This window comes from Streptomyces sp. NPDC045678 (genome assembly GCF_056432085.1).
The window spans coordinates 21,461-43,096 of sequence record NZ_JBWKJS010000001.1 but is presented as its reverse complement, the minus strand read 5'-3'; the positions used below and the strand labels follow the sequence as shown (position 1 = coordinate 43,096).

Annotated in this window: 15 protein-coding genes and 2 pseudogenes; 3 read left to right on the top strand and 14 right to left on the bottom strand. The window is 70.9% G+C overall.

What is annotated here, in order from left to right:
• Window positions 1-116: 116 nt before the first annotated feature.
• Window positions 117-1,523: a beta-propeller fold lactonase family protein gene (locus tag AC07DO_RS00175; protein WP_479055969.1), complete on the top strand. Its 1,407-nt coding sequence runs from the start codon at window positions 117-119 to the stop codon at window positions 1,521-1,523.
• Between the two features lie 95 nt (window positions 1,524-1,618).
• Window positions 1,619-2,015, top strand: a pseudogene (locus AC07DO_RS00170) (UTRA domain-containing protein).
• A gap of 38 nt (window positions 2,016-2,053) precedes the next feature.
• Here AC07DO_RS00170 and tgmC read toward each other — a convergent pair.
• From tgmC to AC07DO_RS00110, 12 genes and pseudogenes are all read right to left on the bottom strand, one after another.
• Window positions 2,054-3,193: an ATP-grasp peptide maturase system methyltransferase gene (gene tgmC / locus AC07DO_RS00165; RefSeq protein WP_479055968.1), complete on the bottom strand. Its 1,140-nt coding sequence runs from the start codon at window positions 3,191-3,193 to the stop codon at window positions 2,054-2,056.
• On the bottom strand, window positions 3,183-4,142 hold the full coding sequence (gene tgmB / locus AC07DO_RS00160; RefSeq protein WP_479055966.1) for an ATP-grasp ribosomal peptide maturase: 960 nt from the start codon (window positions 4,140-4,142) through the stop codon (window positions 3,183-3,185). The genes tgmC and tgmB overlap by 11 nt, the downstream gene beginning before the upstream one ends.
• Before the next feature lie 11 nt (window positions 4,143-4,153).
• Complete coding sequence (gene tgmA, locus AC07DO_RS00155; protein WP_479055965.1) at window positions 4,154-4,501, bottom strand: putative ATP-grasp-modified RiPP; 348 nt, start codon at window positions 4,499-4,501, stop codon at window positions 4,154-4,156.
• Window positions 4,414-4,689, bottom strand: coding sequence for a hypothetical protein (locus tag AC07DO_RS00150; RefSeq protein WP_479057552.1), 276 nt, complete (start codon window positions 4,687-4,689; stop codon window positions 4,414-4,416). The genes tgmA and AC07DO_RS00150 overlap by 88 nt, the downstream gene beginning before the upstream one ends.
• Window positions 4,686-4,958, bottom strand: coding sequence for a DUF7848 domain-containing protein (locus AC07DO_RS00145; protein WP_479055963.1), 273 nt, complete (start codon window positions 4,956-4,958; stop codon window positions 4,686-4,688). Before AC07DO_RS00145 ends, AC07DO_RS00150 begins: the two co-directional genes overlap by 4 nt.
• The gene (locus AC07DO_RS00140) at window positions 4,955-5,278 is read right to left on the bottom strand and encodes a hypothetical protein (RefSeq protein ID WP_479055961.1); all 324 of its coding nucleotides are present in this window, start codon (window positions 5,276-5,278) and stop codon (window positions 4,955-4,957) included. The genes AC07DO_RS00145 and AC07DO_RS00140 overlap by 4 nt, the downstream gene beginning before the upstream one ends.
• A gap of 255 nt (window positions 5,279-5,533) precedes the next feature.
• Complete coding sequence (locus tag AC07DO_RS00135; RefSeq protein WP_479055960.1) at window positions 5,534-6,736, bottom strand: helix-turn-helix domain-containing protein; 1,203 nt, start codon at window positions 6,734-6,736, stop codon at window positions 5,534-5,536.
• A gap of 89 nt (window positions 6,737-6,825) precedes the next feature.
• On the bottom strand, window positions 6,826-8,340 hold the full coding sequence (locus AC07DO_RS00130; protein WP_479055959.1) for a hypothetical protein: 1,515 nt from the start codon (window positions 8,338-8,340) through the stop codon (window positions 6,826-6,828).
• Between the two features lie 5 nt (window positions 8,341-8,345).
• A complete protein-coding gene (locus AC07DO_RS00125) occupies window positions 8,346-8,900 on the bottom strand; it encodes a GtrA family protein (RefSeq protein ID WP_479055958.1) in 555 nt (184 codons plus the stop codon).
• Window positions 8,897-9,712 (bottom strand): polyprenol monophosphomannose synthase, encoded by an 816-nt coding sequence (locus AC07DO_RS00120; RefSeq protein ID WP_479057472.1) that lies wholly within the window; start codon window positions 9,710-9,712, stop codon window positions 8,897-8,899. Before AC07DO_RS00120 ends, AC07DO_RS00125 begins: the two co-directional genes overlap by 4 nt.
• A gap of 422 nt (window positions 9,713-10,134) precedes the next feature.
• Window positions 10,135-11,241: pseudogene (gene manB / locus AC07DO_RS00115) on the bottom strand (mannose-1-phosphate guanylyltransferase); the annotation flags it as partial.
• 222 nt (window positions 11,242-11,463) lie between these two features.
• Window positions 11,464-16,410 carry an NAD-glutamate dehydrogenase gene (locus tag AC07DO_RS00110; protein ID WP_479055957.1) on the bottom strand — a complete coding sequence of 1,649 codons (4,947 nt, stop codon included), beginning with the start codon at window positions 16,408-16,410 and terminating at the stop codon, window positions 11,464-11,466.
• Between the two features lie 477 nt (window positions 16,411-16,887).
• On the opposite strand from AC07DO_RS00110, the gene AC07DO_RS00105 reads away from it, so the two are divergent.
• A complete protein-coding gene (locus tag AC07DO_RS00105) occupies window positions 16,888-17,454 on the top strand; it encodes a DJ-1/PfpI family protein (protein WP_479055955.1) in 567 nt (188 codons plus the stop codon).
• Between the two features lie 626 nt (window positions 17,455-18,080).
• Here the strand turns inward: AC07DO_RS00105 and AC07DO_RS00100 are convergent.
• Window positions 18,081-20,420, bottom strand: coding sequence for an ATP-binding protein (locus AC07DO_RS00100; protein ID WP_479055954.1), 2,340 nt, complete (start codon window positions 20,418-20,420; stop codon window positions 18,081-18,083).
• A gap of 100 nt (window positions 20,421-20,520) precedes the next feature.
• On the bottom strand, window positions 20,521-21,192 hold the full coding sequence (locus AC07DO_RS00095; RefSeq protein ID WP_479055953.1) for an HAD family hydrolase: 672 nt from the start codon (window positions 21,190-21,192) through the stop codon (window positions 20,521-20,523).
• Window positions 21,193-21,636 lie beyond the last annotated feature (444 nt).

Below are 21,636 nucleotides of genomic sequence, written 5' to 3'. Positions count from 1 at the left end.
TTCTGACCGCATTCGGACAACAGTGGATTTCCCGCTCCTGAGTGGTTGAGGGGGCGAGAAGATTCCGGTCACGTCGCCGGGCGTCGCTCGTGCGCATCCGCTGAAGGGGGAAGTCCATGACACCTACACCCTCCGGACCCGCCAGACGTTTGCGGCGGCTCGCCGTGCTGGCCGCCGGTGGCGCTCTCGCCCTGACGGGCGTGGTGGCGCTCCCCGCGCCGCCCGCGCAGGCCGCGGCAGGAGCGTCGGCGTACGTGGCCAACTTCCACGGCGACACGGTCTCGGTGGTCGACACGAGCACGCACGCCGTCACCGACACGATCACCGTCGGCAACAGCCCGGTGGGCGTGGCGGTCGCCCCGGCCGACGAGCGGGCGTACGTCACCAACTTCGACGAGGCCACCGTCTCGGCGATCGACACGGACACCAACGCGGTTACGGCGACCGTCCCCGTCGGCAGCAACCCCCTGAACGTGGCGGTGACCCCTTCCGGTTCTCGCGCGTACGTGGCGAACAGCGGTGGGACGACGGTCTCGGTCATCGACACGGCGACGAATACCGTGACCGCCACGGTGCAGGTCGGAGAGGCCCCGAACGGCGTGGCGATCAGCCCTTCCGGGACGTCCGCCTACGTCACGAACAACAACGGCAACTCGGTGTCGGTGGTGGACACGGCGACGAACACGGTGACGGCGACGGTCCCGGTGGGGGCCGCCCCGGCCGGCGTGGCGGTCAGCCCGTCCGGGGCCTCGGCCTACGTGACGAACAACAACTCCGACTCGGTGTCGGTGCTGGACACGGCAACGAACACGGTGAGTGCGACGATCCCGGTCGGGGGCTCCCCGAACAGTGTCACATTCGCCCCGTCGGGCGGCCGAGCGTACGTCGCGGACCGCAGCAGCGGTGACGTGAAGGTGATCGACACGGCGACCCGTGCGGTGACGGCGACCGTCGCGGTCGGCGACGGCCCGGTCAGGGTCGCGGCGGACCCGTCGGGCGCCGCCGTCTACGCCGCCAACCTCTCGGACGACACCGTCTCGGTCATCGACCCCGGGACGAACACGATCATCGACACCATCAGCGGCTTCACGGGCCCGTACGGCATCGGCTTCACCGCCGCACCCCCGGCCGCGCAGGCGGACATCGACGTCAACCTGACGGCCCAACCGCACCTGAGCCTCCTGGTCCCGTACCTCACCTACACGCTCACGGCCCACAACACGGGCCCGGCGGCCGTCACATCGGCGACCGTGACGGCGAAGCTCCCGACGGGCGCGAGGGCCACCAACCTCTCCCCCGGATGCACGACGTCCGGCACGACGGTGACGTGCGCCTACGCCCCCATCCCCGCGAACGCCTCCGCCCCCAAGACGTTCCGAGTCCCCCTGCACCTGCTGACCCTGGGCCCGGTCAAGGTCACAGCCCACCGCACGGCTTCGTCCCCCACGGACCCCAACCCCACCAACGACACGGCCTCGACAACCTGCACAGCAATCTCCATCATCCTGGCCACCTGCCCGTAGCCGAACGCGAGCGGGGGGCGACCACACGGCCGTGAACGGACGAGGGCCTAGGCAGCGAGGGTACGCGCGCCGCCCACGGCTCTGTCGTCCAAGGCGTGAGCGACAGCATGTGGGTCAGCACCTCGATGCCGTACCTGCGTCCGCGGAGCAGGAGCCAGTCCGATGCCTGGGCGGAAGAGGCGCCGCACGCGGAGGCAAGGGCACCCAGCGCATCGCCCACGCCGGAGAGGTGCCCGCCCCGGACGACGTCGCGGACCTCCTCCTCGTCGTCTCCTCGCCGGGCTCGGGCACGTCGGCGTACGCGTGCGGGAGGATGTGACCGCCCGTATGCCCGACGCCGACGAACGCGCGGCCCTCCACCTGGGCCCGTCCGAACCGGTACTCCGGATCAACAGGGTCACGCTGGACGCCGAAGGCCACCCCATCCAGGCCGACCAGATGGTCATGCCCGCCCACCGCCAACAGCTCCGCTACGAGATCAGCATCAGCTGACCGCACCGCACGCCAGGCAATGGCGCAGACCGCTCGCGTCACGCCCAGGTGAGTCGTTGTCCCGTCGGACCGACACTCAACCGCATGCGGTCCGCCGCCGGAAGCCCGTCCGACCGCCACCGCGTGACCCGCTCGGTGATCCGGTCCCACACGCGCTCCGCGCCGCCCTGCCGGACCAACCACCGCGCGCCGTCGTGGAAGACGACCGCCCATGCCTCGGCGGCCACGTCGATCACGACATGCTCGGTCCGCCCGGCCCGCTCCCATACGAACCGCTGTGCCCCCGGCACCGCGAACTGCGCCACGAACCGCGCCGTCCAGTCGTCCAGTACGTCCGCCCCCAACTCCGTGGGCCGCTCATCGCCGTCGTCCAGGTTCGGCAGGACCCCGAGCGGCGGCGGAAGGTGAGGACGGGCCAGCATGAAGGAGACGTGTCCGCCGAGCACCGGGCCGGTCGCCGTGCCGTCGTCGGCGACCGTGAGCCGTACGAGTTCGGATGCCTGCATCCATCCGCCGACGGTGACCAGGACCTCACCCCCGGGCCGAGTCTGCGCCAGCCACTCGCCGGGCACGGTACGGACGCCGCACGTGGCAATCACGCGGTCGTAAGGGCGGCCCTGCTCGTACCCCGCCAGCCCGTCCCCGGTCACGCACGCAGGCCAGTAACCGGCGCCCGCGAGAGCAATACCGGCACGCGCCGACACCTCCGCGTCGACCTCGACCGTGGTGACGTTGCCCTCGCCGACGACATGGGAGAGCAGAGCGGTCGAATAGCCCGTGCCCGTGCCCGTGCCGATCTCGAGGACGCGCGTCCCCTCCGCCGCCCGCAGGTTTTCCAGCATCCGCACGACGAGACTCGGCATGGTGGAGGACGACGACGGAGCCGCCGCGATGCGTCCCTCCACCTGATCGGGGAAGACACTCCCGGCCACCTGTGTGACGAGGGTGTCGTCCTCGTAGATCCGTGCCGATCCGACGGCGAGTTCCCCGGCCACCGGGGCCACGGGCCGGTACCAGCCTCCATCCTCGTACTCGAACCATCCTCGCGCGAGGAACGCCTCGCGGGGCACGGACAGCACGGCGGCTCTCCATTCCGGTCCTCGCAGGGCACCCGACGCGGACAGCCTCCGCGCGAGATCGACTCGCAGCTGCTCCGACAGCGCGGTGTCAGCCATCATGGCTCGCTCCGTTCTCCAGAAGGTCGACGACCGCGGTCGTGATCGGCAGGCCGGCCGCGTCTTCGAGCCACGCCCACTGGCCATTGGGATTGCACTCCAGGAACCACCATGTGCCGTCCGCGGTCAACGCGAAGTCGAAGGCACCAAAGTTCAGCCCGAAGATGGCGAGGAACCGGATCAGGGCCGCGCGCACCGCGTCCGGGCAGGACACCGCCTCGTAACGGAGATTCCGGTACTCGGCCCGCCAGTCCACGACCCCTGGCGGAGCGACGATCCGCGCACAGAGGGCCTGCTCCCCGACCACGGCCACCCGGGCATCGGCCGCCTTGGGCACCCGCGCCTGGAACAGGTGCGCACTGTGGCCCACGTCTTCGTCGACCTCGTCCGCCTCGACCGGAGCGGCCCAGATACCGGCAGGCTCGTCGCCGAGCCAGTAAGCCCCCGCATGCAAAGGCTTGTAGATCGTGTCCTGTTGGGCACAGAAGTCCTTGGCCTCCACCGGGTCGTTGGTGATCAGGGTGGCAGGAACGGTGAACCCGGCCTTGAGTGCTGCTGCCAGCTGCACGGGCTTGTACTCCGCCCGCGCGATGGCCTGCGGATGACTCACATACGAGCACCCCGACAGCGCTCCCAGCACGCCACCCAGGCCGCGCCGGTTCTCCTGCCCCGCGAACCGGCCCGCCTGCTCGCCGTCGCCGGTCGGGTAGGGGCTCGGCCGCCGGTGATAGAGGGCACGCACCGCTGCCAGGTCAACCGTGCGCTGTCCGACCGTCAGTCGTCCGTTCCACCCGTCCGCGCCGAGCCGTGCGGCGAGCACCGCTGACCCCGGAAAGTCGCGTCCCGGGTCGAACCGGAGGACGGGCACTCGTCGTCGGTTCAACTCCGCGATGACCAGATCGGCGGTCGCGTCCTCGTACTCCGTACAGACGAGCACCGCACGTCCGTCCATGTCCCCCACTCCTAATCCTGGGTGGCGTCATGACCGGAGTCGGCGTCCATCCTGCCGTCCTTGCCGACCTGCGTGGGCGGGTAGGTGTTGACCGACGTCCCGTGTTTGCCGAGTTCGGCCGACCTCTTCACACCGTCACCCCCGACCCACCGACCGGTCTGGGTGACGGGGTCGATGCCCGCGTACTGACAGGGAGAGGGCGATCCGTTGCGCAACGGGACCAGCCGTCGCAGCGCCCACGGGCTCCGCGCCCTTGTCCCTGTACCTGGGGTCAGTGCTTGCGCTGCTCCTCCTCGATCGTCTTCCTGTCGCGGCCGTGCGCCTGAACGCGCACCATGTGGTCGAGCTCCGCGAGGCATGGGCCGCACCCGTACACGTCGCCCGTTGCTCCGGGGGTGTGTACGGAGCCGACCCACAGAACACGTACGTCTTCGCGTCGGCAGTACAGCCAACAGGTTCCGGACACCCACGAGTTGCCGTCATCGACCTGCGCGACGAGCGGCCACGCGTCGCGCCACGGGCGCGCGACGGCCGGTTGAAAGGTCACCCGTCATCCTGGGGCATCGGGGGACCGGCCCACTCTCCCGAGGGGCGCAGCACCGCGTAGTCGCCGAAGTTCCGGCGGTAGCGCCGATGTCCCGACCGTTGCATGTGCAGCCGCTGCCACTCCTCGACCGGTCCCGGCGCACCGTGCGGGCCGGACTCCGCTCCGCACTCGCTCTCGTCACCGGACACACACCGCGCCTCGTACTCCGGCTCGGCCGTCCGGTCCTGCTCGATGACGAACGGGACGTAGCGGAACACACGGCGAGTCACCGCCTCGCCCCCTCCGCGCCGCGCGCCGAGTCCCTGACGTGCAGGAAACCTCCCGCCTTCTCGATCGCGCGGGCGACCTCGTCGTACTCCTGCGCGACAGGCGAGATCATCGACCGCCCCGCCGTGAGCACCGCTCCCGCCTCGGCCGCCTTGATCCGATCCAAGGCTTGCCCCAGCCCCGCACGCCCATGCGGTGGCAACAACCCGACGTGCTCCTCGATCACGTCCGTGATCTCCCAGCCGAAGGCGGTGGCGCACTCCGTGCATTCCCTGCGCGGGGCGGCGATATCCGCCCCGGCGGCGCCGGACAGGTAGATCACACAGCGGAACCGCTCTATACGTGCGACCGCGGCCGGTACGCCGGTCTCGCCCGGCGTGACGCCCGCCGACGCGTCGGCGAGGCCCTGCCGTCGCCTCAGCTGCCCCTCGTACGACGAGCCGCACGCGGCTCCTGCCCCTGATCACGTTCACTGCCGACCATGCGGATATCGTGTCGGTTCGATCACTCATAGTGAAGAGACGGGGCGTCCGACCAGTGGGGGTTGCCTCGCCCCGGCTCCTACGCTCCGTACGACCTACGCGATGAGCGGCATCCCGATGAGTTCGCCGATGTTACGAACCCGCGCCGTCGACACCTTCGCGAGCCGCTTGCCGATGACGCCGGGCAGCGCCTGGTGCCTGACCCACTCGGGGGCGTCGAGCGCCACTTCGATGAGGGTGTCCGCCGCCTGGTCGTGCAGGCCGACCGCGCACTGGGCCAGGGCGACGTCGAGCTTGTACCGGTTGCGGGCGAGTTTGGGCATGGTGCGGGGGAGGTCAGTGCGTGCCGCCAGAGCCAGTGCTTTGCCATGGTTCCCGAGTGCCACGGCGATTCCCACCGCCTCCGTACTCGCCGCGGTCGGACCGAAGTGCGTGCCGTGCAGCGTCACGTCACGCCCGAGCCGCGCGGCGGCCGCATGGGCCTGGGAGAGGTAGTCGTCCGCCGCGACCGGGTCTCCCTTGCGCGACGCCGCCACCGCCGCGGAGATCATCAGCCGTCCGTACCCGAGCAGTTGCGGACTGGACGCCTTGCTGAACGACGGCTCGATACGAAGTGCCGCGCGCTCCGCCACCGTGATCGCCCTGGACACCTTCGCGCTGCGCAAATAGATCCACGACAACGTCGACTCGATGAGCGCGACCTGCACGGAGTCGCCGGACTCCTCCGCCAGGCGCCGCGCGGAGGTCAGCGCGCTCAGGGCGAGGTCACGCTGGCCGAGCAGGATCGCCGCCGACGAGGCGAACTGGTACGTGCCGGCGAGGACCGACCCCAGCCTTTCGCGTTCTTCGCCCGTGGCCTGCCCGTACCTGACGCTTCCCTCCAGCAGGACCTTCGTGATGAGTTCGCTCAACTCCCCGTACGCGCCCCGCCAATAGGAGACGCATACGCGCTCATGGGCTGCCGACAGCTCGGTGAGGGAGCTCGGGTCCTCGATGCCGTCCCAGTCTCCGAGAGCACTGTCGTGCACTGCGTCGGAAAGGCGACGCAGGGCCGCCCGGGTGTCCTGGTTCGTCGCCCGCCTCGGGGCCTGCTGCCCAAGGATGACGGACACGTCCGTGCTGAGCGCATGTGCCAGCTTGAGCAGCGAGCCGATGGACAACTCCCCGCGGTCCTGCTCAGCCTTCTGCACCAACGCAAGAGACAGCCCCGCCGCCTCGGCGAGCCCCTGCTGCGTCAGATCGGTGCCCCGCAGATGCTTGATGCGCTTACCGGTCGTCAGGTCGGCCCAGTTGCTCACGATCGCCCCAATGGGTTGCTCAAGCTGCAAGCTGCTGAACTCCGATGGTAGGCCTCAACGCCCTTGACCTCAGGGCGAACACCGCAGCCTCAGCCCAGCACCTCATACAGAACCTGTCCCCTCGGCCCCGTAGCCACCCGCCGCAGCGCGGCGTCGTCCGCCCACAGCCCCCCGTCCCCCGGATACTCCACGACCCACCGCACCCCGTACCTCCGCAGGATGTCCAGCCGTTCCGCCCGCGACGTGCCCGGTGCGAAGTAGTCCCGCATCGCGTCCACCCGCTCCTCCTGGTCCGGCAGGAAGAAGTCCGGGTAGCCGGGGGCGACGGTGTAGGGGCCGTACGCCGGGATCTGGCGGGACGGGAAGGTCTTGGCCATCACCACGTCGCCGTACCCCACCTTCGGGGCAAGCCAGTCGTAGCCGGGCCACGGAGGCTTGTACTTGGCGGCGACCGGCCCGGGCAGGAAACCCTTCGGCACCACATAGCCGAGCGTCCCCGCCTGCGTCCACGCGCCGACCAGCAGCGCCACGCCCAGCACACCCGCGAAGGCACGCCGCACCGTCACGCGCCCCGTCACGCGCCCCGCCTCGAAGACCTCAAGAGCCGCCGCAAGCTGCGCCGGGATCAGGGCCGCCGGCAGCACCCTGCCCCACGAGTAGTGGCCGGTCAGGCCGCCCGCCGCGAACACCGCCGCGCCCAGGAGGAAGAAGAGGACCAGCGGGTCCCGGCGATCTCTGCGCCATCGCAGCCCCAACGCCGCCACACCCAGCAACGCCAGGCCGAAGTGCGGCAGCAGGTCCCGGTAGAGGGAGCGGTGGATCTGCTCCAGGCCACCCGCTCCGAAGAGGCCGAAGAAGGAGTAGTACGGCCAGATCGCCAGCACCGCGAACCCCGCTGCCAGCCCGCCCGCCATCCGCAGCAGCAGCGCCCTCGACGGCCAAGGACGCGCCCCGAGGACCATCGCCAGGCCGCCGAACGACGCCACGACCCCCGTGAACTGGTGGCTGAGGAGAATCACCGCCCAGAGCAGACCGAGCCCCAGGAAGACCGGCCACCCGCCCCCGCTCCCTCGCAGCGCCTTCCGCAGCAGCGCCCAGAAGTGGAAGGACAGCCCCAGCGCGAACGTACTGGGGTAGGAGATCGTCAGAGCAAGGGAGTTGAGCCCCGGGAATCCGCTCCAGTTGAACAGCGCCGGACCCCAGAGCAGGACCAGGCAGAGCGACGCCAGAGGCGGCGCGGCCCGCCGCGCGGTGAACGTGCGTACAAGATGGACGACTCCCGTCACCAGCAAGCCGAGTCCCACCAGCGCGGCGACCCGCAGCACCACGAACGTGCCGAGCCCGGTCACCTTGGCCAGGCAGCCGAGCAGCAGCATCCACGGGGAGTAGTACGGGCTCGGGGTGTCCGCGTCGACCAGGGGGTTGCCCGGGTCGGCCAGGTGGTGGCGCAGGCGCTCGATCGTCGCCGCGTGGACGCCGAGGTCGCCCGCCCAGGGCAGGCGGACGATCACGAGAAGGAGCAGGGCGAGGACGAGCAGGGCGAGGACGAGGGCCGCCGGCGCCCAGGCGGCCCGGCGTATGACCGGTTTAGTGGCGACGCGCATCGTGTTTAGTGGCGACGCGCATCGTGACGCGCATCGTGCTGGAAGACCCACGTCCGGTAGACGAGGAAGCGGAACGCCGAGGCGAGGACGATCGACAGCGCCTTGGCGATGTTCGAGCCGAGCGGTCCGCTCATGCCCGCGCCGTGGTACGCCGCGTAGAACAGCAGGCTCTCCATCGCCACGCCGATCCCGCTGAAGGCGAAGAAGAGGGCGATCTGACGCTTCGTACGCGAGGCGCGGTCGCGGTACGCGAAGAAGCGGAAGCCCAGGTAGTTCGTGCCCATGGCGACACAGCTGGCCAGCACCGTCGCCGTCATCGGGCCCGAGGACATGCCGTGCAGCAGGAGGTTGAACACCACGAGGTTCACTGCCACGCCGCTGCCGCCGACGACGCCGAACTTCACGAGTTCCAGGGACAGCCTGCGCAGGCGGGCGACGGTGAGGCGGGGTGCGGACGCCGAGGCGGACGACGCCGGAACGGAGTCGGGCGCCCTGGGGGCCGGCGGCGCGGCCGACGGCGCGGCCTGTGGCGCCTCCTCGTGCAGGGTCGACGGGCTCATCCGCGCACCCCCGCCCCGCGGCCACGCGTACTCGCGTCAAGCCGCAGCTTCCACGGCATGACCACCGACTCCAGTTGCACCATCAGGCTCATCTTCGACTCGCCGACCGTGCGGTCCTCGAAGTGGATCGGTACCTCCATGACGTCGAAGCCGCGCCGCAGCGCGCGGTACTTCATCTCGACCTGGAAGCTGTACCCCGCGCTGTCCACGGACGCGAGGTCGATCGCGCGCAGCGCGTCGGCGCGCCACAGGTTGAAGCCGCCGGTGATGTCGCGGACGCGGGTGCCGAGGATCGTGCCCGCGTAGGCGTTGGCCCAGCGCGAGAGCAGTTTGCGGTGCGCGCCCCACGCCTCGGAGAGCGTGCCGCCCTCGACGTACCGGCTGCCGATGACGACGCCCGCGTCCGTGGCGAGGGCGACGCCGAGCAGCTCGGCGACCTTCTCCACGGGGTGGCTGCCGTCGGCGTCCATCTGGAGGACGTAGTGCGCGCCCTCGGCGACGGCCTGCGCCATACCGGCGGCGTAGGCCCGGCCGAGGCCGTCCTTCTCGGTGCGGTGCAGGACGCTCATGCGGGCGCCGCCGTACCGCTCGGCGAAGCGTTCGGCGATCTGCCCGGTGCCGTCGGGGCTGGAGTCGTCGACGACGAGGAGGCGCAGGCCGGGCAGGGGGAGCGCCATGAGAGCCTCGGCCATGCCGGGCAGGTTGCCCGCTTCGTTGTACGTGGGCATGACGACGGTCAGCGGCGTCGCGGCCCACGCCTCGGGCAGCCGGGCGGCAAGGCTCTCGGACAGGTCGTTCTGGGGAGGGTTCACAGTCACTGCACAAGCCCTTCGGTGATACGGCAACCAGTCGGCACGACGCCGGTAGGAGACTCACTCGACACAGCACCGGTAGCAGCCCCACCCGGCACGGCATCGGCACGAGCCCCGTCCGGCACGGCACCGGAACGAGACCCGCCCGGCACAGCGCCGGAACGCGACTCACTCGGCACAGCGCCGACATCAGACCCACTCGACACAACGCCCGCACGAGACCCGCCCGGCACGGCGTCGGCACGAGACTCACCCTGCACGACGCCCGCACGAGCCCCGCCCGACACGACGCCGGAACGCGACTCACTCGGCACAGCACCGGTATCAGACCCACTCGACACGACGCCCGCACGAGACCTGCCCGGCACGGCGTCGGCACGAGACTCACCCTGCACGACGCCCGTACAAGGCCCGCCCGGCACATCGGGCGAGAACCGCACCGCCGCATCCGGCAGCACCGCATCGCACCACACCCGCGCCCCGGTCCGCAGTTCGTTGTCGGCGCCCACCCGCGCACCGTCCCCCACGACCGCGCCGTGCAGAACGGTGCGACGGCCGACGCGGGCGCCCGCGCCGACCAGGCTCTGCCGGACGTCGGCTCCGGCGCCGACCTCCGCTCCGTCGAGCACGACCGAGCCGTGCACGACCGCCCCCGCCCCGATCCGGGCACCCGCGCCGACGACGGTCCCCGCGGCGAGCACGGCGTCCGCGGCGACCTCCGCGCCGGGCAGGACCAGGGACTCCCCCCGCTCCCCGGGCAGCGCGGGCGAGTCGATGACCCCGCGTACGAGATCGGCCGAGGCCTGGACGAGGGCCTCGGGGCGCCCGAGGTCCAGCCAGTACGCGTTCTCGACCTTCCCGTGCAGATACGCTCCCCGCGCGAGCAGCGCCGGGAAGGTCTCCCGCTCCACCGACACCGCGCGCCCCCGCGGGATCTCGTCGATCACGGACCTGCGGAAGACGTACGCCCCCGCGTTGATCTGGTCCGTGACGATCTCTTCGGGCGTCGTCGGCTTCTCGGTGAACGCGAGGACACGACCGTCGTCGTCGGTGGGCACGAGCCCGAAGGCGCGGGGGTCGTCGACGCGGGCGAGATGGAGCGTGACGTCGGCGTTCCGGCGCACGTGCGTGTCGACCAGGTCGCGGATGTCGAGGCCGCTGAGGATGTCCCCGTTGAACACGAGGACGGGTTCGTCACCCCCACGGCTCCGACCGGCGTCCGCCCCGCCCCCGCACCGCAGCCGCGCCGCCGCGTTGCGGATGGCGCCGCCCGTGCCGAGGGGCTCGTCCTCGACGACGTACTCCAGCTCCAGGCCGTACGCCGCCCCGTCGCCGAAGTACGGTTCGAAGACCTCGGCGAGGTAGCACGTGGCCATCACGACGTGGTCGACGCCGGCGGCGGCGAGGCGGGCGAGCTGGTGCGCGAGGAAGGGGACACCTGCCGTCGGGACCATCGGCTTCGGCGTGTGGACCGTGACCGGCCGCAGCCGGGTGCCCTGCCCGCCGACCAGCAGAATGGCTTCCGTCATCGCTGTACCGCGACCTTCCCTACGTTCCGTGCGCCTGCACCGTCATCAGACAATCTCACCCACCTTAGACCAAATGTCTGAATTGATGGGGTATGGCGAATCTCATCACCCGTTCCGCGCCACGGAAGCAACCATTCCGCCCACCGGGCACTCCGGGGCACACACAGGGGCGCCCCGAGCCGACAAGGCCCGGGGCGCCCCTGTACACGTACCGCCGCGGAACTACGAATGCGTGCGCAGAAGCGTCCGCATCGTCCGCATGGCCACCGACAGGTTCGCCAGATCGAACGAGTCCGAGCTCTGGATCTCCTCCAGCGTCGACCGCGCCCGGCTCAGGATCGGCGCGTTCTTCTCCTCCCACGCCTTGAAGCGCTGCTCCGGCGTGGACTGGCCGTTGCCCGCCGCGAGGACGTCCGCCGTCAGCGCCGCGTGCGCCGCGTACAGGTCCTCGCGGATGGAGGCGCGCGCCATCGACTGCCAGCGGTCGGCCCGCGGCAGCTCGATGATGCGGTCCATGAGCTGCGTGATGCGGAGCCGGTCGGCGAGGTCGTAGTAGACCTCGGCGACCGCCATCGGCTCCTTGCCGGTCCGGTCGGCGACCGCGACGATGTCGAGCGCCGGGAAGGCCGACGAGAACCCGGCGACGCGACGCGCCAGCTCCTCCGGCACGCCCGCCCCGGTCAGCTCGTCGCGGATGCCCTCGTACCACTCCAGGTCGGAGCCGCGGAGCAGCTGCGGGAGCTCCTCCCAGACCTCCGTGACGCCCTTGCCGAAGAAGCCGATGGTCTCGGCGAGCTGGAGCGGCTGCGGACGGTTGTTGAGCAGCCAGCGCGAGCCGCGCTCGACGAGCCGGCGCGAGTGCAGCCGGATCCGGGTCTGGACGTCGGCGGCGACGACGTTGTCGAGCGCCTCGACCGCGTCCCACACCTCGCTGAGGCCGAAGATCTCACGGGCGGCCAGCTGCGCCCGCACGATCTCCTCCAGCGAGGCGCCGGTCTCCTCCCGCAGGCGGTGCAGGAAGGTCGAGCCGCCGCTGTTGACCGTGTCGTTGACGAGGACCGTGGTGACGATCTCGCGGCGCAGCGCGTGGCCGTCGACCTGCTCGGGGAACCTCTCGTGCAGCGCCTTCGGGAAGTACGCGTGCAGCAGGCGCTGCAGGTACGGGTCGTCGGGCAGCGTCGTCTGGATCAGCTCGTCCGCGGCCGTGATCTTCGTGTAGGCGAGGAGCACGGCGAGTTCGGGCTGGGAGAGGCCGCGCCCGGAGTTGAGCAGCTCGCGGATCTGCCGGTCGTTGGGCAGGAACTCCAGGCCGCGGTCGAGGTGGCCCTGCTTGCCGAGCCTGCGCATGAAGCGCTGGTGGGCGTGGAGCAGGGACGACGACTGGAAGACGGCGTTGGCCAGGGCGGTGTTCTGCGCGTAGTTGTTGCGCAGGACCAGGTGCCCGACCTCGTCGGTCATCTCGGCGAGCAGCTTGTTGCGCTGCTTGACCGTCATGTCGCCGTTGGCGACGACCGCGTTGAGCAGGATCTTGATGTTCACCTCGTGGTCGGAGGTGTCCACGCCCGCGCTGTTGTCGATGGCGTCGGTGTTGATGCGGCCGCCGGAGCGCGCGAACTCGATGCGGCCCAGCTGGGTCAGACCGAGGTTGCCGCCCTCACCGACGACCTTGACGCGCAGGTCCTGGCCGTCCACGCGGATCGCGTCGTTGGCCTTGTCGCCGACGTCCGCGTTCGACTCGGCGGACGACTTCACGTACGTACCGATGCCGCCGTTCCACAGCAGGTCGACCGGCGCCTGGAGGATGGTCTTCATCAGGTCGGCCGGGGTCATCTTGGCGATCTTGCCCTCGATGCCGAGTGCCTCGCGGATCTGGGCGTTGAGCTGGATCGCCTTGGCGCTGCGCGGGAAGATCCCGCCGCCCGCGGAGAGCAGCTCCTTGTCGTAGTCGGCCCAGGAGGAGCGCGGCAGCTCGAAGAGGCGGCGGCGCTCGGCGTACGAGGTCGCGGCGTCCGGCTTGGGGTCGATGAAGATGTGCCGGTGGTCGAAGGCCGCGACGAGACGGATGTGCTCGGAGAGCAGCATTCCGTTGCCGAACACGTCGCCGCTCATGTCGCCGACGCCGACGACCGTGAAGTCCTCGGACTGGGTGTCGCAGCCGAGCTCGCGGAAGTGCCGCTTCACGGACTCCCAGGCGCCGCGGGCGGTGATGCCCATGCCCTTGTGGTCGTACCCGGCGCTGCCGCCGGAGGCGAAGGCGTCGCCCAGCCAGAAGTTGTACGACTCGGCGACCTGGTTGGCGATGTCGGAGAACGTCGCCGTGCCCTTGTCGGCCGCGACGACGAGGTAGGTGTCGTCCTCGTCGTGCCGGACGACGTCCGCCGGGGGCACGACCTCGCCCGCCACCAGGTTGTCGGTGATGTCGAGCAGCGCGGAGATGAACGTCTTGTAGCAGGCGACGCCCTCCGCCAGCCACGCGTCACGGTCCACCGACGGGTCGGGCAGCTGCTTGGCGACGAAGCCGCCCTTGGCGCCGACGGGCACGATGACGGTGTTCTTCACCATCTGCGCCTTCACGAGACCCAGGATCTCGGTGCGGAAGTCTTCCTTCCGGTCGGACCAGCGCAGACCGCCGCGCGCGACCTTGCCGAAGCGCAGGTGGACGCCCTCGACACGGGGCGAGTACACCCAGATCTCGTACGCGGGACGGGGCGCGGGCAGGTCGGGGATGGCCTGCGGGTCGAACTTCATGGAGACGTAGCTGTGCGGCTTGCCGCCCGCCGACTCCTGGAAGAAATTGGTGCGCAGCGTCGCCTTGATGACGGTGAGGAAGGACCGCAGGATGCGGTCCTCGTCCAGGGACGCGACCTGGTCCAGGGCGCCGTCCAGCTCCTCCAGGAGCCCGTCGGTCAGCTCGGTCCCGGCGCGCTGGCGGTCCGGCGACATGCGCGCCTCGAAGAGCGAGACGAGCAGCCGGGTGGTGTGGACGTTGTTGCGGAGGGTGTCCTCCATGTAGTCCTGGCTGAACGTCGCACCGGCCTGGCGCAGGTACTTCGCGTAGGCCCGGAGCACCATCGCCTGACGCCAGTTGAGACCGGCCCGCAGCACCAGCGAGTTGAACCCGTCGACCTCGGCCTCACCGGTCCAGGCGGCGGCGAAGGCCTCCTGGAAGCGCTCACGGCCGTCGTCGCCGAGGTAGTCGCCGTTGCCGTTCTGCGACTTGGGCAGGCGCAGCCCGAAGTCGTAGATCCACGCGTTCGTACGGTCCGTGCAGCGCAGTTCGTACGGACGCTCGTCGGTGACCTCGACGCCGAGGCGCTGGAGCACCGGCAGGACCGCGGAGAGCGAGACCTGGCCGCCCGCGCGGTAGATCTTGAAACGCCGCTCGCCGGGGGCGGCGCCCACCGGCTCGTACAGGGAGAGCGCGAAGTCCTTGTCGCCCTGGGAGAGCTGCTCCAGGTGCTGGAGGTCGGCGACGGCGGCGCGCGGCGTGTGGTCGGCCTTGTACCCCTCGGGGAAGGCGCCCCCGTACTGGCGCAGCAGCTCGGCGGCGCGCTCCTCGCCGCACTCGGCGGTCAGCGCCTCCGCGAAGCCGTCGGCCCAGGAGCGGGCGGCGTCGACGAGCCGCCCCTCGATGCGCTCGGTGTCGGCGTCGGAGAGGTCGGGGACCTCGGCGCCCTTGGGAACGCGCACCACGAAGTGGATGCGGGAGAGGATCGACTCCGTGTTCCAGGCGGTGAAGTCGACGCTGGCGCCGTTCAGCTCCTCCTTGAGGATGTCGATGATCCGCAGGCGGACGCCGGTGGTGTAGCGGTCGCGGGGCAGGTAGACCAGCGCCGAGTAGTAGCGCCCGTACTCGTCCTTGCGCAGGTACAGCCGCAGCCGACGCCGCTCCTGGAGGTAGAGCACGCTCGTCACGATGGAGCGGAGCTCGTCGGCGGGCGTCTGGAAGAGCTCGTCGCGCGGGTAGGTCTCCAGGATCTGGAGCAGGTCGCGCCCGTCGTGGCTGTTGGCCGAGAAACCGGCGCCCTTGAGCACCTCCGCCACCTTGCGGCGGATGACGGGGACGCGGCGCACGGACTCGGTGTACGCGGCGGACGAGAAGAGCCCGAGGAAGCGCCGCTCACCGACGACGTTCCCCTCGGCGTCGAACTTCTTCACGCCGACGTAGTCGAGGTAGGACGGCCGGTGGACGGTGGCCCGGCTGTTGGCCTTGGTCAGCACCAGGAGGCGGTGCTCACGGGCCTTCGCGCGCGCGTCGGCGGGCAGCCGGTTGAAGGACGGACTCACCGGGTGGTGGTCGTCGCCGTCGTGCTGCGGGTCGGCGCGCAGGATGCCGAGGCCGGTGCCGGGGACGGCGGCGAGGGAGTCGTTCTCCGTGAGGTTGTACTCACGGAAGCCGAGGAACGTGAAGTGGTTGTCGGCGAGCCAGCGCAGCAGCTCGCGGGCCTCCTCGACCTCCTGGTCGGGCAGGTCGCCCGCGGTGGGCTCGGCGGGCAGCTCGTCGGCGATGCGCAGCGCGGCGTCACGCATCTTCTCCCAGTCCTCGACGGTCTCCCGTACGTCGCTGAGGATCCGCAGCAGATCGGCGGCGATCTGCTTCAGGTCGGCGCGGTCGGTCTCGCGGTCCATCTCGACGTGGATCCACGACTCGACGAGCGCGTCGTGCGGCAGCTCGGCACCGGCCTCGGGGCTCAGCACCTCCAGGAGCTTTCCGGTCAGGTCACGGCGCACCACGACCTGCGGGTGGATCACGACGTGGATGCCGCGGCCCTGCCGGGACAGCTCATTGGTGACGGAGTCGACGAGGAAGGGCATGTCGTCGGTGACCACCTCGACGACGGAGTGGCTGCACGTCCAGCCGTTCTCCTCGACCGTCGGGGTGTGGACCCGCACGTTCGCCGTCCCCTGGGGGCGGTTCTCGGCGAGCCGGTAGTGGGAGAAGGCGGCTCCGAAGACGTCGACCGGGTCGCGGTCGGCCAGGTCCTCGGGGGCGGTGTGCAGGTAGTAGCGCTGGAGGAACGCGAGAGCCGTGTCCTGGTCCGGCGTGGCCCCGCTCGTCTTCCCGGTCGGTGCACCGCTCGGTAGGCGCCCCCCGACCGGGCTGTTCTCAGCGATCCGGGCGGCCCGCGCGAGCAGCTCGGCCTTGGCTTCGTCCAGCTTGGTCTGCATTGTCCTCTGACTCCTGTCGCGCGCCGTTGCGTGACGTAGAAGGTGATGTGCCGTAACGCCGCGGCACGGGGTCTCCGGCCGTGTTCGACGTTATGCCGCGGTGAGGGAAGAGCGGACAGCTTTCCGCCATTTTCAGCGGTTCCACTGACAGATGGCCTGTCCGGCCTGCTCGGCCTGTCCAGCCGCACCGCGAAGAAGCGTCAGCGAGCGCCCGGGCACGGTTGTCCACCGTTCTCCCCGGGCGCAGGACGGGGGCACCTATGCCCCCGCGGGATATCGCGCTGATCACGGGTCCAGGCTATCGCTCCGGACCGGGGAGCCGTCATGAGCCGTATGTGTACAAAAGCGGGGCCCGAACTTTGACACTCTGCACAGTGCCCTCGGCCACCACTCCCCCTTGGCAAAGAGCCACGGCGCGGGCAGGTTGGCCCTGAGGGTCCGCGCAGGCGGCCCCCCGCCCGAGGGGAGCGCAGCGAAATGGCAGCCAAGATCCTGATCGTGACCGGCGACGCCGCCGAGTCACTGGAAGTCCTCTACCCCTACCAACGGCTCCGCGAAGAGGGCTACGACGTCCACATCGCGGCCCCGGCCCGCAAGAACCTCCGCTTCGTGGTCCACGACTTCGAGCCGGGCTTCGACACGTACACGGAGAAGCCGGGGTACACCTGGCCGGCGGACCTCGCCTTCGCAGAGGTCGATCCCGGCCAGTACGCCGCTCTGGTGATCCCGGGCGGCCGGGCCCCCGAGTACCTCCGCAACGACCCCGAACTCCGCAAGATCCTCAAATCGTTCTTCGACGCGGACAAGCCCGTGGCCCAGATCTGCCACGGCCCGCTCCTCACCGCCGCGATCGGCGGCCTGAGCGGGCGCAGGGTCACGGCGTACCCGGCCCTGGAAATCGACATGCAGGCCGCCGGCGCGACGTTCCAGGACGCGGAGGCGGTGGTGGACGGCACCCTGGTCTCGGCCCGCGCGTGGCCCGACCACTCGGGCTGGATGCGGGAGTTCCTCACGGTGCTGAGGGCAAAGGCACCGGTGACGTAACGCAAGGCACGAATCCGAGGACACCCGGACACCCCACCCCATCCCACCCCGCTCTAGGTATACGGAGCAAGGCCTCGTCGCCCGCCGGGGCAACGTCGGTATGCGGATCCGCACGCATACCGATGCGGGGTGACGCCCGTACCGGGCAGCCTCTTGTCCCGCCGCCACTCGGACCACCCGGCCCGACACCCGGCACCGCGGAGCCCTGCCCTAGTCGGCGAGGGCAGGGCCCGCCACCCCGGCCCCAGACCCCGGCCACCCCAAGAAGCCCCTGTCAGGGCGGACCGGCCCACACCGGCCCCACCCGGCCAGAGCGTCACAACCCCCACCGAGCGAACACCACAGCCCCCACCCCACCCCTGGCAGACGCTTCCGCCCACCCACCCGCCCCTACTCCCACGGGACGTCGCGGGGCAAACGGGCGGGCGGGCGGGAAACACCGCCGCGAAGCGGCGAAACAGACCCCACCCCCGGGCCAAGGGGAAACACACACCCGCATCCACCCCCGCAGGACGTCGCGGGGCAAACGGGCGGGTGGGTGGGAAACTCCACCGCGAAGCGGCGAAACAGACCCCACCCCCGGGCCAAGGGGAAACACACACCCGCACCCACGCCACCCCCACCACTCAAGGCGCCCCGCCAGCGACCGCCCCGGCCACCTCCCTCCGCGACCCCACCCCCAGCTTCGCCAAGATGTGCTCGACGTGCGCGTCCGCAGTCCGCTTGGAGATGACAAGCCGCTCAGCGATCTCCCGATTCGACAGCCCCTGAGCAACCAGCGCAGCCACTTCCCGCTCCCGCCGAGTCAACGCAGCACGCCCAGCACCCGCACCCGCACCCGCCCCTACCCCCGCCCCCGAAGCCGCCACCCCAGAGGTGCCGTCCCCCACCCCGGACCCCCGCCCAGGCGTCTCCGCATCCCCCCGAACCGCCTCCAGGACCTGCCGCCCCGACAACCGCGCCCCCACCGCATGCCACCGGTCGAACTGCTTCCCGCCCAACGCCTCCCGCACGGACTTCCGGGCAGCCTCCTGCTGCTCGAAGAGCGAAGGGAGCATCCCGATCGGGTCCCCGCCCAGCCGCCGCGCGTTCTCCGCGTACCCGAACAGCCACGCCGCCCGCACCAGCCGCCCTTCGTACGCCGCCGCCCACGCAAGACCGTGGCAGCACATCGCGGCCACCAGGACCTCGTCGACCTCCCCGGCCGCCTCTATGCCCCGGCGCAGCGAGTCGACCCCCGCCTCCCTCTCGCCCGCTAGCCACCGTACGAGCCCCTGAGCCATCAGCGTGGACCCGTACACCTGCCGTTCGCCCGTGCCCTCCAGCAGGCGAAGCCCCTGCTCGCACAGCTCAAGGGCCCCAGCCGTGTCCCCGAGGACCGCCCGCAGCAGCGCCGCCTCGTAACTCATCACCACGAGCCCGAGCCGGTTGTCGCTCTCGGCCATCCGCCGCCGCACGTCCGCGAGCCGCTCCAGCCCTGCCCCGTCACCGCACAGCACCGCGAGCCCGTGGACGTACCCTTCGGCGAGCTGCGCGACCGTCTCGTCACCCGCCCGCTCCGCCGACTCCCGCGCCAGCGCCATCCGCTCGACCGCGGTCGCGAGATCCGCGGTCCAGACCCCGAACGCACCGGTCGCCAGCAGCCCCCAGGCCCGCGCCGAACAGTCCTCGGGAACGCGCTCGAGCCCCTTCTCGATCCAGTACCCACCCTCCGAGAGCGTCCCGGAGGCCCGCCAGTGCGGCCAGAGCCGCGCCGCGAGGCGGAGCCCTTCGCGCGCCCGCCCATCCGTCTCGTACGCGTACTCGAGGGCGGCCCGCAGACCCGCCATCTCCGCCCGCACGACCCGGTGCAGCCCGGGCTGACCGGCCCCCAGCAGCCCGTCCTCGAAACGCCGCCCCAGATCCCGGTAGTACGCGAAGTGCCGCGCACGGAGCGCGGCGCCTCCGTCGGCCTCCACGGCGTCGAGCCGCTCCGCCCCGTACTCCCGAAGCGTGTCGAGGAGCCGGTACCGGCTCCCGGACTCGCCGAGCCGCTGCACCACCGACTTGTCGACGAGCCCGATGAGCAGCCCGAGCACCTCCCCCACGGGCAGGGCCTCGTCCCCGCAGACCTGCTCGGCGGCGCCCAGCTCGAAGGAGCCCGCGAAAACCGACAGTCGCGCCCACAGCACCTGCTCGTCCGGGGCGCACAGGTCGTGCGACCAGTCGATGGCGGTACGCAGCGTCTGATGCCGCGACAAGGCGGTGCGCCGCCCCCCGGTGAGCACCTGGAACCGATCGTCCAGCCGCGCCACCAGCTCCTCCACGGAGACGGCCCGCAACCGCACCGCCGCGAGCTCCAGAGCGAGCGGAATGCAGTCGAGCCGGTGCACCAGCGCTTCCAGCCGCTCCCGGTTCGCGTCGCTCACGCGAAATCCGGGCACCACGGAGGCGGCCCGCTGTGCGAACAGCTCCACCGCGTCGTCCGGCGCGAGCGGCGAGACGGGGCAACAGTGCTCCCCCGGCACGTCCAGCGGCTGCCGGCTGGTGGCGAGCACACACACGTCGGCGGCCTCGCGCAGCAGGATGTCGGAGAGCATCGCGCACGCGTCGACGAGGTGCTCACAGGTGTCGAGCACGATGAGCAGCCGCCGCCCCTGCAAGTGCGCGACCACCGCGTCGAGGGGCGCCATCCCCGACTGCTCCGGCAGTTCGAGAACCGCCGCAAGAGTCGCCGGAATGAGCTCCGGGTCCCGCAACGCGGACAGTTCCGCCAGCCACACCCCGTCGGGAAACCGCTTCCCGAGCCCCGCGGCGGCCCGCAGCGCGGTACGGCTCTTGCCCACCCCGCCCGGCCCCACCAACGTCACGAGCCGCGCGTACTCGAACGCCGCCTGCACCTGCGCCAGTTCGTCCACCCGACCGACGAACGAGGTCAGTTCGGCGGGGAGTTGCCCGCCCCGTCGCTGCCCGAAGCCGAAACCCATCGCGAAACCGCCCCCGTCACGTCGTCCCGCCAGGCCTGGGAACTCACCTCAGCGTACGCAGATCAGCGCGGAGCGTAAGCGGAAATCCCCGCAACCACCCTCAGGCGACGAGCCGTTCGGCCACGTCGACGGCTTCCGCGAGACTGTCGACGACGGGCACCCCGGCAAGCTCAAGACTGGCCCGGCTGTGCGATCCGCCGGTGTACAACACGGCCTGCGCCCCCACGTGATCAGCGGCGACGGCGTCATCGACCGCATCGCCCACCACGACGACCCGCCCCACATCAAGAGGCTCGTCAAAGGCATCCAGATGCCGCACCATCCGCTCGGCCTTGCCGGCGTGCGACTCGTCGGTCCGCCCGTCGATCCGTACGAAGTACTCGTGGATGCCGTGCCGACGCACGATCGGAATCAGCCGCTCGTGCGGGGCGAGCGACAGCAACGACTGCGTACGCCCGTCGTTCCGCCGCGCCGCCAACAACTCGGCAGCCCCTTCGGCCAGCCCGCAGACCTCGGCGCGGGCCCAGTAGTGCTTGTGGAAGACGGCGTCCATGACCCGCCACTCGGCATCGGTGGGCAGCCGCCCCATCAGCCGCTCGTAGAACCGGGGAATCGGCACGCAGTACAGATCGCGGTACCGCTCCAACGTGATCGCTTCGAGCCCGAGCTCAGCGAATGAGGCGTTGGTCGCCTCGATCACCGCATGAATGTCATGCAGCAAGGTCCCGTTCCAGTCCCACACGATATGCGCCCCGCGCAGCAGCTTCCCCATCCCAAGAACTTACCCACCCCCACAACCAAGACGCGAGCCCAACCACCCGAAGCCCCCACCCGCGACCACACCCACACCCGGCCCACCGCGAGCGCACCCAGCCGACGCCCGCGAGCACACCCACACCCGGCCCGCACCCAGCCCGCTCCCGCGAGCACACCCACGCCCGGCCCGCACCCAGCCCGCCCCCTGCGCGAGCGCACCCATACCCGGCCGGCACCCGCGAGCGAAACGCGAGGGGACGCGGGGGTATGTGCGCACGGAGCACCGAGCCCACCCTGACGCCCACAAACACGCAACGCGGCGCAGGGATGGCGAGTACGCACATACCCCCGCGGCCCCGCACCCACAGACGCACCCAAGGCGCCCCGCCAGAACCCGCAGAACCCCCAGGCCCTCCAGGCCCCAGCCCTCAGCCCCCAGCCCCCAGCCCCCAGCCCCCAG

Bases quoted from the DNA above. Each gene is read 5' to 3' on its own strand.
- AC07DO_RS00110 (WP_479055957.1), bottom strand. From the start codon at position 16,410: ATGCAGACCAAGCTGGACGAAGCCAAGGCCGAGCTGCTCGCGCGGGCC.
- tgmB (WP_479055966.1), bottom strand. From the start codon at position 4,142: ATGGACGGACGTGCGGTGCTCGTCTGTACGGAGTACGAGGACGCGACC.
- tgmA (WP_479055965.1), bottom strand. From the start codon at position 4,501: ATGCCTCGCGGAGCTCGACCACATGGTGCGCGTTCAGGCGCACGGCCG.
- tgmC (WP_479055968.1), bottom strand. From the start codon at position 3,193: ATGATGGCTGACACCGCGCTGTCGGAGCAGCTGCGAGTCGATCTCGCG.
- AC07DO_RS00175 (WP_479055969.1), top strand. From the start codon at position 117: ATGACACCTACACCCTCCGGACCCGCCAGACGTTTGCGGCGGCTCGCC.
- AC07DO_RS00130 (WP_479055959.1), bottom strand. From the start codon at position 8,340: ATGCGCGTCGCCACTAAACCGGTCATACGCCGGGCCGCCTGGGCGCCG.
- AC07DO_RS00105 (WP_479055955.1), top strand. From the start codon at position 16,888: ATGGCAGCCAAGATCCTGATCGTGACCGGCGACGCCGCCGAGTCACTG.
- AC07DO_RS00095 (WP_479055953.1), bottom strand. From the start codon at position 21,192: ATGGGGAAGCTGCTGCGCGGGGCGCATATCGTGTGGGACTGGAACGGG.
- AC07DO_RS00125 (WP_479055958.1), bottom strand. From the start codon at position 8,900: ATGAGCCCGTCGACCCTGCACGAGGAGGCGCCACAGGCCGCGCCGTCG.
- AC07DO_RS00100 (WP_479055954.1), bottom strand. From the start codon at position 20,420: ATGGGTTTCGGCTTCGGGCAGCGACGGGGCGGGCAACTCCCCGCCGAA.